This window comes from Gordonia sp. NPDC003422, from assembly GCF_053588675.1.
In genome coordinates, this window is the sequence record NZ_JBSFQL010000017.1 from 117204 (window position 1) to 130089 (window position 12886).

The 12886-nt window shown below is 66.9% G+C and carries 11 protein-coding genes; 3 read left to right on the forward strand and 8 right to left on the reverse strand.

All coding sequences use genetic code 11. From position 1 onward, the window contains the following. Positions 1–11 precede the first annotated feature (11 nt). A complete protein-coding gene (locus ACWDTF_RS15735; protein ID WP_355279540.1) occupies positions 12–851 on the forward strand; it encodes a polysaccharide deacetylase family protein in 840 nt (279 codons plus the stop codon). A 4-nt stretch (positions 852–855) separates the two neighbouring features. Here ACWDTF_RS15735 and ACWDTF_RS15740 read toward each other — a convergent pair whose 3' ends face one another. The 4 genes from ACWDTF_RS15740 to ACWDTF_RS15755 all read right to left on the reverse strand — a co-directional run bounded on the left by ACWDTF_RS15740 (position 856) and on the right by ACWDTF_RS15755 (position 3784). Next, positions 856–1686, reverse strand: coding sequence for an SDR family oxidoreductase (locus tag ACWDTF_RS15740; RefSeq protein ID WP_240859352.1), 831 nt, complete (start codon positions 1684–1686; stop codon positions 856–858). Between the two features lie 166 nt (positions 1687–1852). Continuing rightward, complete coding sequence (locus tag ACWDTF_RS15745) at positions 1853–2206, reverse strand: VOC family protein (protein ID WP_240859350.1); 354 nt, start codon at positions 2204–2206, stop codon at positions 1853–1855. 76 nt (positions 2207–2282) lie between these two features. Further along, positions 2283–3116, reverse strand: a complete 834-nt coding sequence (locus tag ACWDTF_RS15750) for a site-2 protease family protein (protein WP_449754633.1) — start codon at positions 3114–3116, stop codon at positions 2283–2285. Continuing rightward, positions 3113–3784: a hypothetical protein gene (locus ACWDTF_RS15755; protein WP_240859346.1), complete on the reverse strand. Its 672-nt coding sequence runs from the start codon at positions 3782–3784 to the stop codon at positions 3113–3115. Before ACWDTF_RS15755 ends, ACWDTF_RS15750 begins: the two co-directional genes overlap by 4 nt. Positions 3785–3862: 78 nt before the next feature. Between ACWDTF_RS15755 and ACWDTF_RS15760 the strand changes: the two genes are divergently transcribed. Beyond that, complete coding sequence (locus ACWDTF_RS15760) at positions 3863–5149, forward strand: adenylosuccinate synthase (protein ID WP_240859344.1); 1287 nt, start codon at positions 3863–3865, stop codon at positions 5147–5149. Here ACWDTF_RS15760 and ACWDTF_RS15765 read toward each other — a convergent pair. The 3 genes from ACWDTF_RS15765 to ACWDTF_RS15775 all read right to left on the reverse strand — a co-directional run bounded on the left by ACWDTF_RS15765 (position 5146) and on the right by ACWDTF_RS15775 (position 10004). Beyond that, entirely contained in the window at positions 5146–6543 is a 1398-nt protein-coding gene (locus ACWDTF_RS15765; protein WP_449754634.1) for a carotenoid oxygenase family protein, read from the reverse strand. The two genes, ACWDTF_RS15760 and ACWDTF_RS15765, sit on opposite strands and share 4 nt — an antisense overlap. 26 nt (positions 6544–6569) lie before the next feature. After that, positions 6570–7181: a hypothetical protein gene (locus ACWDTF_RS15770; RefSeq protein ID WP_240859340.1), complete on the reverse strand. Its 612-nt coding sequence runs from the start codon at positions 7179–7181 to the stop codon at positions 6570–6572. Between the two features lie 102 nt (positions 7182–7283). Continuing rightward, on the reverse strand, positions 7284–10004 hold the full coding sequence (locus ACWDTF_RS15775; protein ID WP_449754635.1) for a LuxR C-terminal-related transcriptional regulator: 2721 nt from the start codon (positions 10002–10004) through the stop codon (positions 7284–7286). A 52-nt stretch (positions 10005–10056) separates the two neighbouring features. Here ACWDTF_RS15775 and ACWDTF_RS15780 point away from each other — a divergent pair, with 52 nt between their 5' ends. After that, positions 10057–11607 carry an adenylate/guanylate cyclase domain-containing protein gene (locus ACWDTF_RS15780; RefSeq protein WP_449754636.1) on the forward strand — a complete coding sequence of 517 codons (1551 nt, stop codon included), beginning with the start codon at positions 10057–10059 and terminating at the stop codon, positions 11605–11607. On the opposite strand, the gene ACWDTF_RS15785 is transcribed toward ACWDTF_RS15780, so the two are convergent. Beyond that, a complete protein-coding gene (locus tag ACWDTF_RS15785) occupies positions 11592–12482 on the reverse strand; it encodes a DMT family transporter (protein ID WP_449754637.1) in 891 nt (296 codons plus the stop codon). The two genes, ACWDTF_RS15780 and ACWDTF_RS15785, sit on opposite strands and share 16 nt — an antisense overlap. Positions 12483–12886 lie beyond the last annotated feature (404 nt).

The following is a 12886-nucleotide window of genomic DNA, read 5'->3' on the forward strand; positions in this document are numbered from 1 at the left end:
ACCATTTTCGAATGGATCGTCGCCAATTCCTGACCGTGCTTGCCGCCGGGACCGCGACCGCGCTGGGCGTCACGGCTCCGGTGGCATCCGCTCAACCGGGCCCGACCATTCGACTGCCCGGGCTGCCGCCCCTCTCGCTCCCACCGCTCCCCGGGGTGCCCCAGGCCGTTCCCGGTGAGCGTCCGTCGCCTGCGGGACTGCTGCCGCCCGACGTGAAGAGCCGCCGACCCTTGCCGCCGAATCCGATCAAGGCGTTGCCCGGGCCGGGCCGGCACATGGCGCTCACGATCGACGACGGCGCCGACTCCGCCGTGGTGGAGTCCTACATCCGTTTCGCCGAGGACACCGGCGCGCGGTTCACCTTCTTCGTCACCGGCTCATATCCGAGCTGGACAGACCACCGAGTGCGGCTGCGTCGGCTCGTCGACTCGGGCCAGATCCAGCTCGGCAATCACACGTGGACGCATCCCAATCTGACCCGGGTGCCCGAGTCGGTGATCGTCGACGAACTGCAGAAGACGAAACGTTTCTTGCGCAACACCTTTGGGGTCGACGGATCGCCGTACTATCGGCCGCCGTATGGGCGTCGCACCAATCGGGTCGACGCGGTCGCCGCCGACGTCGGATATCCCGCGTCGACCGTCTGGTACGGGACGTTGGAGGACTCCCGCGTGATCACCGAGAAGATCCTGATCGAGAACGCGCGCAAGTACTTTCGACCGCAATCGGTGGTGATCGGGCATGCCAACCGCAGGCCGGTGACGCATGTCTACGACGAGCTGGTCGAGATCATTCGCGACCGAAAGTTGCGTCTGGTCACCCTCGACGACTACTTCCTGCCGTTCCGCTGAGCAGTCATTCGGTGGCAGCGACCACGCCGCGCAGGCCGTCCGCGCCGAACAGGGGCTCGAGCATCGAGCTGAAATCCGGTCCGCGACGCAGCATCTGGCCGCCGTCGACGTTGATGACCTGCCCGGTGATCCAGCGCGCGTGATCGCTGAGCAGGAACGTTGCCAGCCAGGCGATGTCCTCGACCTCGCCGACCCGCGGCAGTGGCGTCGCGCCTCGATAATCGGCACTCAGCGTCTCGTCGCCGAGAATGGGTGCGACGAGGTCGGTGCGGATGAGTCCCGGCCGAATCCCGTTGACGCGCACCGAACTCGCGCCGAGTTCGTCGGCGGCCAGCTCGACGAGATGGTCGACCGCCGACTTGGTGACGCCGTAGGCCCCGAACCATCGGTGCGTGTTGCTCGCGGCGATCGACGAGATCGCGACAAAACTGCCGCCGCCAGATCGGACCAATTCACGCGCACTGTGTTTGACGGTGAACATGGTGCCGTTGACGTTGAGGTCGACGGTGCGTTTCCACGCCTCGGTGTCCATCTGGGTGATCGGGCCGATGGTCTCGCTGCCGCCCGCGCACGCCAGCACGCCGTGGAGGCCGTCGCCGTGAGTGACTGCGGATGCCACGGCCGCGGCGACTTGATCTTCGTCCGTCACGTCGGCTGCGTGGCAGTGCACGGCCGAACGGCCGATGTTCTGGTTGATGCGGTCAGCGGTCGCGTCGAGCCGGTCGGCGTCGCGTCCGACGATCGTCACCGCCGCGCCACACTCGGCGAGGTTCGCCGCTACGCCGGCGCCGATTCCGCTACCGCCGCCGGTCACGAGTACTGATTTCTTGGTCATGTCCACGGCGCAATACTAGAACGTGTTCTAGAAATGTCGAGCGATGCTCGCTGGAATCTGTACCTGGGAGCGCGTCCAAGTGCACAGTCCACTTGGTCGGCCTCCTACGTACAGATTCCCCGCAGGCTGGGGTCGGTGGGCGCGGGCGGAAAGGGTCCCGGAAGCGTCAGCGATGGAGTGGGCTGTAGAAGACCAGGCCGTTGCCCTTGTTGTCGTAGACCACGGCACGGCGTTCATGCGCGTCGTCGTACGGGCCTTTGACGATCCCGCCGCCGCTCGCCTCGATGGCCTTCGCTGCACCGTCGACGTCGTCGGTCTTGATCCCGACGACGACCTGCCCGTGGATCGGGTGGTCGACGGCGGTGGCGAGGGCGAGGGTGATGGATCCGCCGTCGAGTGCCGCGAAATGGGCGCCGTCGCGGAACTTCAGTCCCATCCCGAGGGTCTCGCTGTAGAAGTTGATCGACTCGTCGAGATTGTCCGTCGACAAGACGACCATGCGGATGTCGTGGGTGCTCACTAGTGCCTCCTTGAATGGTCTCCCTCGACACTATTGCCCGGGCGAGCGCGAGATCAGAGCATTTCGGCCCAATCCTTCAGCGCCAGAACATGAAGAGGTTCCAGCCGAGGGATGCGAGCACCGACGGCACCCCGGAGAGACCGAACAGCCAGTAGATGAAGTCGAAGAACGCCTCGTTGAGGACCGGGATGAACAGCAGCGCGAACACGATGAGGAACCCGTACGGGGAGATCTTCTCGACCGAGCGTCGGGTGTTGTCGGCGAGGTAGGGCTCGATGGCGCCGTAACCGTCGAACCCGGGCACCGGCAGCAGGTTCAGCACGGCCGCGGTGATCTGCAGGAACGCCAACATCGACAACGCGCCCCACAGGTTGAGGCCGTCGGTGCCCGCGACGAGGAAGCCGCCGATTGTGCCGTAGTCGGCGTCGGACCCGAGGAAGCGGACGAGTCCGAGGAGCAGGGCGCCGAGAACCAGGTTGGTCGCCGGACCGGCCAGCGACACGATGGTGCGCTGCGCCCGCGTGAACCCGGCCTGGTTGACGTAGACGGCACCGCCGGGAAAGCCGATGCCGCCGAGCAGGATGAACAGCAGCGGCAGCACGATCGACAGGCCGGCATGGGCGTAGCGCAACGGATTCAACGTGAGGTAGCCGCGGGTCTCGGTGTTGCGATCACCGAACCGGAATGCGGTCACGGCGTGCGCGAACTCGTGCAGGCACAGCGAGATCATCCAGCCGCTCAACACCAGCAGCCACGTTCCGCCGATCGCCATGCCGTTGCGTCCGGCCTCCGATTGCGCGCACATCCAGCCGCCCAGGATGGCCGCCGCGATCAACCCGAGGAAGATCGGGCCGGGCCTCACGGCGCGGGCGATGTCGCGCATGCCCGGCCGGATCGGAGTCGCGCTCATTGCTGTGCGAGAGAGGGTCGGACCAACAGCAGGTCGACGTGGTGGCGATAGAACGTCGACCGTTTCACGACGCGCGGATTCACGATGCCCTCCCGTTCGACCACGACGTTGGTGCCGCCGGTCTGCGCGGCCCGTCCGTGGAACCAACGGCCGGGCAGCAGCAGGCGTTCCACCTGGGCGCGCACACCCGGTTCGTCGAGGGTCGGTTCGATGCGGATGCTGCGAACCTCGCCGTCGAAGAGTCGGTCGTTGTCGACGTAGGTCTCGCCGTGCAACTTCGCCCCTTCCGCACCGAGGTGGCGCGCCCGGCCGACCACGACCGTCGCGGCGTCGTCGCGGATGAGGGGGATCGCCTGCGCGGTCCCGTGCTCGGCGAGTTCGCGGGCGGCGGGCCCATGGGGCAGGCCGTAGCGACGGGTCGCGGTGGTGGCCTCGGCCGGAACGTACGCGACCTCGACGTCGAGACGTTCGGCGACCATCAGTGCGGCGATGATCTGTGCGAGAAAGGCGTCGGCCTCGTCGGCGATGGTCGGGGCGACACGGTCGGCAACCCGCGGTTCGACGATGATCCGGCTGACCTCGGCGTCGGCCAGAGCATCGGCGACGGCAGCCTGTGCGGCCTTCTTGTCGTCGGACCGCCAGGCCTGGGTGATGAGCACGAACGACACGCAGATAGCGTATCCACCGGCCAGAACCAGTAGTGTTGGTCAGGTTGTTCAGCGCGTCACATCGAAGGAGCACCCGACATGCCCGCGATCGTGCTTATCGGAGCCCAGTGGGGCGACGAGGGCAAGGGGAAGGCCACCGACCTGCTCGGCGGCAAACTCGACTGGGTTGTCCGCTACCAGGGCGGCAACAACGCCGGGCACACCGTCGTACTGCCCAGCGGCGAGACCTTTGCTCTGCACCTGATTCCGTCCGGCATCCTCACCCCGGGCGTCAACAACGTCATCGGCAACGGCGTGGTCGTCGACCCCGGTGTGCTGCTCACCGAACTGGGCGGACTCGAGGAACGCGACGTCGACACCACCGGCCTGATGATCTCGGCCGACGCGCACCTGCTGATGCCGTACCACGTGGCCATCGACAAGGTGACCGAACGCTTCCTCGGCAACAAGAAGATCGGCACCACCGGACGCGGCATCGGACCCTGCTACCAGGACAAGATCGCCCGCGTCGGCGTGCGCGTCGCCGACGTCCTCGACGAGAAGATCCTCGCCCAGAAGGTCGAGGCCGCGCTCGAACTCAAGAACCAGATCCTGGTGAAGATCTACAACCGGCGGGCCCTGGAGCCCGCGCAGGTGGTCGACGAGGTGATGGCGCAGGCCGAGGGATTCAAGCACCGCATCGCCGACACCCGACTCCTGCTCAACCAGGCCCTCGAAGCCGGGGAGACGGTCCTGCTCGAAGGTTCGCAGGGCACGCTCCTCGACGTCGACCACGGCACGTACCCGTATGTGACGTCGTCGAACCCGACGGCCGGTGGTGCTGCGGTGGGTGCGGGCATCGGCCCCAACAAGATCACCACCGTGCTCGGCATCCTGAAGGCCTACACCACGCGCGTGGGGTCGGGGCCGTTCCCGACCGAGCTCTTCGACGAGTGGGGTGCCTACCTGGCGAAGACGGGCGGCGAGGTCGGCGTCACCACCGGTCGCGCTCGTCGCTGCGGATGGTTCGACGCGGTGATCGCGCGCTACGCCACCCGCGTCAACGGCATCACCGACTACTTCCTCACCAAGCTCGACGTGCTCTCCAGCCTCGACACCGTCCCCATCTGCGTGGCCTACGAGGTCGACGGGGAACGTGTCGAAGACATGCCGATGACCCAGACCGGCTTCCACCACGCCAAGCCCATCTACGAAGAGATGCCCGGCTGGTGGGAAGACATCTCGCAATGCACCACCTTCGACGAACTTCCCAAGAACGCGCAAGACTACATCCTCCGACTCGAAGATCTTGCCGGAGCACACATCTCGTGCGTCGGCGTCGGACCGGGGCGCGATCAGACGATTGTGCGTCGGGCCATCGTCTAGCCGCTGTTCGGCAGCCACGCCCCGTGCAGTCCGGCTGGGACGCGGATGGGGAGGTCGACGGTGGCGAGCGGTCCGGCGGCCGGGTCGTCGGCGCTGAGAACGTAGAAATACGAACGCATGTCGGCAGGATCGGTGCCGATCGCGCCCCAGTAGTCGTGCTCGGTGCCGGGCATGAAGATGGGTTCGCCGATGGCGACACCGGGGCTCCAGCATTCTTCGCGGTCGGCGTTGATGTCGTGGAACCACAGGCTGTCCTGCGATCCACTGTCGAGCGGACCCTTCGACACCGACGCGATACAACGGTGGTCGCGGGTCAGTAGCCGGTCGTCGACGCGGGGGAACTCCATGTCGATGGCGTTGTCGCTGATGACCGCTCGGCTGATCTGCCCGTCGGGGTGGATCACGGCACGGGTGATCGTCGACGCCGCGCGGCGTGGCTGGTCGGTGAATCCGCTGGGGTAGGTCCACTCGACGTAGTCAACGGTCACATCGGGCCCACTATCAAACGCATTGGCGAAATGCCACACCCAGAACGGCTCGGTGGTGATCCAGCGGACCGCGCCACCATCGCGCGGGATCAGCGCGATCCGGGTGCCGTCGTCGGGCCGCCAACTCAGTAGCGAACCACCCGTCATCACTGCTTCGAGGTCGAAGATCAATGGGCACACGAACAGTACGACGTATCGCTGGGTGAGTGCCATGTCGTGGATCATCACCGGTTCGGTCAGTCCGGCGATCGGGGTCGGCGGCCGCACGGTCCGGCCGTCGGCGCCGACCACCGACCAGGTGAGGTATGGCGCCTCCAGTGTGTAGTTGAAGAGCACCATCTCGCCGGTGACGGGATCGATCTTGGGGTGTGCGGTGCTGCCGACCCGCATGGCGTCGTCGCAGTCGGTCTTCGTCAGCGTCGCAAGGTCTTTCGGGTTCAGCAGATACGGCTGATCGGCTTCGGCCATGGCCATCAGCCGCCCACCGTGGCGGACGATGTTGATGTCGGGCAGCTCGCGCACCGTCCCCGCCAGCCGTTCGCCGACATCCTCGGCCGACGGTGTGTAGCCGTCGGTGATGCCCGACCAGATGGCATGTCCCGCAGCCTCTTCGGCCGCGACCATTGATGTTCGCACGAACCGGTTGGTGTAGCCGGCGCGGCCGCCGGAGATGGTGAGGCGGTGAACCATGCCGTCGCCGTCGATGGGGTAGACAAAGGAGCCGATCGGATCGAAGCGGGGGTTGGGGCCGTTGCGGATATAGCTGCCGTCGAGATCGGCGGGGAGCTCTCCGGTGATGCGGAGGTCGGCTACGTCGACCTCCTCGCGCTGGGGTGCGTTCACCCCGGTCAGGTGGCTGTGGTGGGCGAGGTCGACGGGTGCGGGGCGGGCCGGTGCGGTGGTCATGATGGTCTCCGAATCCACGATGAGGGTCAGCGAGTGGGGGCGGGTGCTGTGGCGGCGGTCGGGCCCTCGGCGATGGCCTGAGTGCGCTTGACGGCGAACACGATCAGCGCGATCGGGATCACCCAGTTCAGCAGGATGTTGCCGGGATGGGCACCCGCGACGTCGGCCGAGGCGGCCAGTACACCGGCGATCACGTGGCAGACACCCATGGCGGCCACGGCGCCGGCCCAGATCAGGCTGATCTGACGGTTCTTGGCACGGAAGATCGGGCTATTCCAGTACTGCTTGTCGACGGACTCACGTGCGTACTGCTCGGTGAACGGAATGGTGAACGCCGAGACCGCCATGATCGCGGCCAGGATGAAGGCCGAGCCGCCACGTCCGAAGAACACCAGCGCCTCGTCGACCTGGTGGTTTCCGACGATCCCGACGGCGGCGATCAGTCCGAACAGGACGACCCCGGACACGTCCAGGATCTTCCAGCCGTGCCCCTTCGCTGCCGAGTAGGCGGTCATGCCGAAGGCGATGAGACAGGCCGCGATCGCGGCGAGTGTGACGTGATCGGCGCCGAGGCGTTCGGCGGCAAAGCTGAAGACGAACCAGGGGGCCAGTCCCAGGATCATGGATTTTGCGTTCATCGGGGTTCTCCTACGAGGTGGTTGTTGTTGGTGTCTCCACTCTCGCGTTTCCCGATGACGCAAACATCTGCGTCATGACGGACTTTTCTCCGCCAACCACGATTACCGGCCAGCCACGTACGCGGCCAGTTCGACGCGGGTCCGCAGCCCCAGTTTCGACAGCGCATGCGACACATGCGTCTGCACGGTCCGCGGGGAGATGAACAGCCGGGCGGCGATCTCGCTGCCCGAGAGCCCGGCCGCCACGAGCTCGGCGACGGTGACCTCGGTCTTGGTGAGGCTCTCCCAGCCATGCCGCGGCCGGTCGCGCACGGCGGTGGGGTCGATGCGCAATCCCAGCGGCCGCAGGCGGGAGGCGATCCGCGCCGACATCGACGTCGCACCCATCGACTGGGTCAGGGTCAACGCTCGCCCGGCGGCATCGCGGGCTGCGGTCTTTTCGCCCAGAAGTGCTGCAGCACAAGCAGACTCCTCGAGCGCGCACGCGGTCGACACCATGCTGCCCGACGATGCGAGTTGTGCCGCAGCCATTTCCGCGGTCGTCATCACGGCGGCTGTGTCACCGGCCCGCATCGCGTGTGCCACCTCGATCACCGCAGCCATCGCGGGCGTCGGTGGGTGGGGCATCGCGTCGAGGCCGCGGACGACGAGGTCGAGGAGGTCGCTGTCGCGTGCGCGGGAGCCGACGCGAGCGCAGTCGAGCGCGAAGGCAGGAAGCCAGGTGTAGAGGTGCAGCGCCTCAGCGTGCGTCCAGGTTTCGGCTGCCAATTGGGCTGCCGGTCGTAGGCGTCGGGTGGATTCCAGCAGCAACACCCGGGCGCGTTCGACCTCGGGCATCCCGAACTGATTGCGCAGGGATGTGCGATCCCACTCGTCGAGGCGGGTCGAGGCCGCCGTGATGTCGCCACGAAACACCTCCATCATCGCCAGTCCGCCTTCGGCCAACGACGTCCAGCCCATGTCGGCCGACGACAGTCGCTCGAGCGCGGTCTCCCACGTGGCGGTCGCGTCGTCGAAGTTCCCCAACCAGAACTCGACTCCGCCCTGCGACAGCTCGTGATACGACGTCATCCAGTCGGCGGCCCTGCTGGTGCGCAGCCGGCTCATCGCGGTCAGCAATTCGGCGGCCGCGTTGGGGCCGTGCGCGAACAATTCGATCAGCGGAGGCCAGACGTCGGCCGACGAGTTGGCCGACACCCCCGAGACGTTGTCGTCGCCGGCCCGGCGCGACGCCAGCAAGCTCAGCCGCAGGGCCTCGTCGAGGTCGCCGACGAGGAATCGTCGCAACCCCTCGCCGACGACGCCTGGCACCGACCGCGTCTGCGTCTCGGTGTCGACGTCGAACAGCGGTGACAGTGGAATCGGCTCGCTGCCGTCGAGGACGCGGTTGTAGGAGCGCAGATCGCGGAGGGTCTCGGTGACCTCGTCGCCGACGGGCAATTGCAGAGTCTCGTCGATGAGTTCGCACGCGCGGTCGGTGTCGCCTTTGTTGATGAGAGCGAACAGCAGGATGCTGTGCAGATTGGTGATCTCGTCGATGTCGGCGGCATGCGCGAGGCCCTCGGCTGCGACGTCCGACGCCCGGTCGAGTTGTCCGGAGCGCGCCAGGGCCATCGCAAGATCGCTGTGCATTCGGGGTGGGGAGCCACCATCGGTGCGGGTGGCGACGCTGTCGAGTAGATCCACGGCGACCGCGGGCGTGTTCTCCAGGTCGATCTCGGCGCGGCGCACCGCGTCGGCGATCGTGGACTCGTCGGTGCCTGCGGCGAGAGTGTGGTGAGCGCTCATCTGCGGTTGCGCCGCGACGCTCGGGTGGTTGGCCACCGCGTCGTGCAGCACCGCGCGCAAGGTCGGGTCCAGTTGGCGGTAGGTGACGTCGGCGTAGAGATCGTGGGTGAAGGCGAGGGCTCCGGCGTCGTCGGTGCCGATGATGCCCGCGTCGATGGCGGTCTGCGCCGCGCCGACGAGAGCGGCTGGAGCGGAACCGTCGAGTGCGGCGAGGTCGGCGAGCGTTGCCGGACCGCCCCACACCGCGAGTTTCTGGGCGAGAGCGCGGGCGTCGGGGCCGAGGAGCGCAAGATGGCCGGCGATGACATCGGTTGTCTCGGTGCCCAGGTCGGCGTCGGTGCCGGGGATGACGGACGCGGCGCCGTCCGAGATGTCGAGTCGGTGCGATTGTTCCAGCGAACGCAACAGCGAGATCGCGTGCATGGGATTGCCGCCGGACGTCGAGAGCAGGGCCCGCAGTGCGGAATCCGGCGTCGCACCCAGGTATTCGACGGTCAGCGCATCGAGCTCGGCGTCGGCGAGGGGCGGCAGTTGCCACTCGTGCACGCCGGGGCGGGCGAGGAGCCGGACCAGGAGTTCGCGCTCCGGTAGGTGTCGGCGGCCGAGCAGAATCACCAGTGGTAGATCGCGTGCGGCGCCCGAGAGCCGGAAGATCAGTTCGAGGCTCGCCGCGTCGGCGTTGTGCGCGTCGTCGAGCACCAGGACGAGTGGGCGCTCGGCGCACATCGCGTCGACGAGCGCATAGGGTTTGTCGCCGAACCCTTCGGGTATCGGCGCGGGCAGTTCGGCACCGAGAAGGTCGGCGGCCACCCCGAACGGCTGTCGCCACGAGAGTTCGTCGGCTCCCGCGAACCGGACCTGCCCTACCAGCCCGTCGGTCAGCGCGCGCAGCGTATGGGTCTTGCCGCTGCCCGGGCCTGCGGCGATGACGAGCGTTCTGGGTACGTCGCGTGTGCCGTCGGAATGCGCGCGGGCCAGCACGGATTCGATCTCGCTCACGATGGTGCGCCGCTCGCTGATCCTCGGCGCGGACATGTGCCCATGCTAATGCGGGTGTGGGGTCGGGGTGCATGAGAAGCTTGCACCCATGCGTGCCAAGCGGGGCAGCCGCGACTACGGCTCGATCCTGCTGGGATCGGTGAACGAGAGCAACTTCCGGCAGCGTGTCCGCATTCAGACCCTCCTGACCGCCTCGATCGTGGTGGCCAACCTCATCGGGGCGATCATGGTGGTGTCGCTGACGGCGGTCGGGATCCCGCAGCCATCGGTGTTCACGCCCGAACTGTGGTGGGTCAACTTCATCGCGGTACCTGTTTACGTCGCGCTCGCCTTTGTGGTCGGCATCCTCTGGGGGACGGTCGTGGTGGTCAGGGATCTGCAGTGGGCGATCCGTGACCGGCCGCCGACTCCGAAAGACGCACGCCGGACGCAGCGGGTGCCGTGGCGACTCACGGCCATTCAGGGAGTGCTGTGGGCGGTGGCCACCGTGATGTTCACGCTGATGTACGGCATCGTCGACCCGCAGCTGATCCCGAAGGCTCTCCTCGTGGTCGGGCTCGGTGGCGTCGTCGTGGTGTCGATCGCGTATCTGCTCATCGACTTCACGCTCCGGCCGGTGGCGGCTGACATCATCTCCGCCGGGTATCGCCGACGCAAGCGCAGCGGGGTGCGTTCCCGGGCCATCGTCTCCTGGCTCATCGGTTCGGCCATTCCCATCGTCGGCATCCTGGTTCTCGTGGCCTTCGGACTCGCTCGCGACGAGACCACCAAACTGGATCTGTTCGTCGGGGTCACGGTGCTCGGCCTCGTCGCACTGTTCACGGGCCTGCTGCTCACCTTTCTGTCGAGTCTGAGCATCACCGGACCCATCCGCAGCGTCCGCGCGGGCATGAACAAGGTGCAGTCGGGCAACCTCGACGACGCCGACCTCGTCGTCTACGACGGCACCGAACTCGGTGACCTCCAGGTCGGTTTCAACACGATGGTCGGTGGACTGCGCGAGCGCGAGCGGATGCGCGACCTGTTCGGGCGGCACGTCGGCCACGACGTCGCCGAGGCAGCGCTGAGCTCCGACCCCGAACTCGGCGGCACCGAGCGCACGGTCGCAACCCTGTTCGTCGACGTGATCGGCTCGACAACGCTTGCCGCCGAACGCAATCCGACCGAGGTGGTGGAGATCCTCAACAAGTTCTTCGCGGTGATCGTGGCGTCGGTGGAGAACCGTCGGGGCCTGGTCAACAAATTCGAGGGCGACGCGGTGCTCGCGATCTTCGGGGCGCCCATCGACCTCGACGACGCCGCGGGTGCCGCGCTGGCCGCGGCCCGGCAGATCGCCGCGGACCTGGCCATCGAAGTGCCGGAGCTCTCCGCCGGCATCGGCGTCAGCCACGGGTCGGTCGTCGCCGGAAACGTCGGCGCGATAGAACGATTCGAGTACACCGTGATCGGCGACCCGGTCAACGAGAGCGCACGACTGTCGGAGCTGGCCAAGCGTGACCCGAGTCGGCCGTTGGCGTCGGGCCGGGCGGTGGATGCGGCGTCGGAGAAGGAAGCCCGACGCTGGGAGCGTCAGGAGTCGACGTCGCTGCGGGGTCGTACCGAGGAGACAGTGGTGTACGCGGCTCAGATGTCGGAGTAGCTTCGGGCGGTCGCGTCGGCAGGCTGTTCGTCGGCCCGCCCCGACAGCCGTCCGAGCATGATCGTCGCTGCTGCCATGACGGCGAGCGCTGCGACGACGGCGATGTCGCCCGCGGTATCGACCCGCAGGCCCTCCTGATAGATGGTCAGCCCCAACGCCATTGCCACCACCGGCTTGAGGACTGTGACGGTCGGGAGGCTGGTCTGCACCGAACCGGCCTGATAGCTCGATTGCTGCCAGAGCGTGCCCAGGGTTGCGGCCACCGCCATCGCCCAGAACTCCCAGCCGAGCAGACCGTGCATGAGCCCGTCGTCGAAGGCGGAGATGGCCGTCTTGGTCAGCGGGGCCGACACCCCGAGCAGCACACCGGCGGCGATCGCCAGCGTCAGCGAACGCGACACCCCGTGCGGCAGCCGGGATCCGACGCCGACGCAGATGGCCACAACCGGGACGATGATGGCGAGCGGGATGATCCAGTGCGCGAACGCCGGGGCATCGATGCCTTTCGTCGGTTGCCCCAGCACAATGAACACGACCAGCGACGCGAAAAGCAGTGCGGCCCAGAACCACTCGCGTGCAACTAGACGGCGCTTCTCGGACATGGCGGCCAGCGGGAGTGTGAACAGCAAGGTGCTGACGAGCAGGGGTTGTACCAGCATGAGGCTGCCCACCGCGAGCGCCCATGCCTGCACGACGAAGCCGAGAATGTCTGCGCCGATACCCATCAGCCACGTCCTGCGTTTGGCCAGGGTCACCAGGAAACCCGCTCCGGTGGCACCTTCCGTCGGCAGGCCTCGCGTACCTTCCGCTTGCCACACCGATGCCACGGCGAACAGCAGCGCAGCACACAGCGCGAGGATGATCGGCAGGATCATGGGCGTGGCCTCCGGGTCGTCGTGGGTGGGATGGTCTCGACAATCGATAGAGCGTGGTTCGGGTGAGGATATCGACACTGCAGCAGCCCAGGCCCGCATGCAGGCCGGCGATCACTTCACACGCGTCGGCCCGCCTCTACTCCGGACCGGCAGAACCGAATGGCCGACTTTCGGTGACCTGTCACCGGGGAGTGAGATCATCATGATGTGAACCTTCTTTCAGATGAACAGTATGAACTGCTTGCCTTTATCGCAGCGTGCAATCGGAACTCGTACAAGCCCACTGCCAAAGAAGTCATGCTGTGGTGGTGGCGTGTCCCCCATGAACCGGTCCGGTTGGTTTTAGAGTCCTGATTGCCCTGAAGAGGGCGCGAAGGGACGATAGGGATCATGGCAGGACGTAA

Coding starts and splice junctions, on each gene's coding strand:
- ACWDTF_RS15735 (WP_355279540.1), top strand. CDS start 12: ATGGATCGTCGCCAATTCCTGACCGTGCTTGCCGCCGGGACCGCGACC.
- ACWDTF_RS15740 (WP_240859352.1), bottom strand. CDS start 1,686: ATGACCAAGAAATCAGTACTCGTGACCGGCGGCGGTAGCGGAATCGGC.
- ACWDTF_RS15750 (WP_449754633.1), bottom strand. CDS start 3,116: ATGAGCGCGACTCCGATCCGGCCGGGCATGCGCGACATCGCCCGCGCC.
- ACWDTF_RS15760 (WP_240859344.1), top strand. CDS start 3,863: ATGCCCGCGATCGTGCTTATCGGAGCCCAGTGGGGCGACGAGGGCAAG.
- ACWDTF_RS15765 (WP_449754634.1), bottom strand. CDS start 6,543: ATGACCACCGCACCGGCCCGCCCCGCACCCGTCGACCTCGCCCACCAC.
- ACWDTF_RS15770 (WP_240859340.1), bottom strand. CDS start 7,181: ATGAACGCAAAATCCATGATCCTGGGACTGGCCCCCTGGTTCGTCTTC.
- ACWDTF_RS15775 (WP_449754635.1), bottom strand. CDS start 10,004: ATGTCCGCGCCGAGGATCAGCGAGCGGCGCACCATCGTGAGCGAGATC.
- ACWDTF_RS15780 (WP_449754636.1), top strand. CDS start 10,057: ATGCGTGCCAAGCGGGGCAGCCGCGACTACGGCTCGATCCTGCTGGGA.
- ACWDTF_RS15785 (WP_449754637.1), bottom strand. CDS start 12,482: ATGATCCTGCCGATCATCCTCGCGCTGTGTGCTGCGCTGCTGTTCGCC.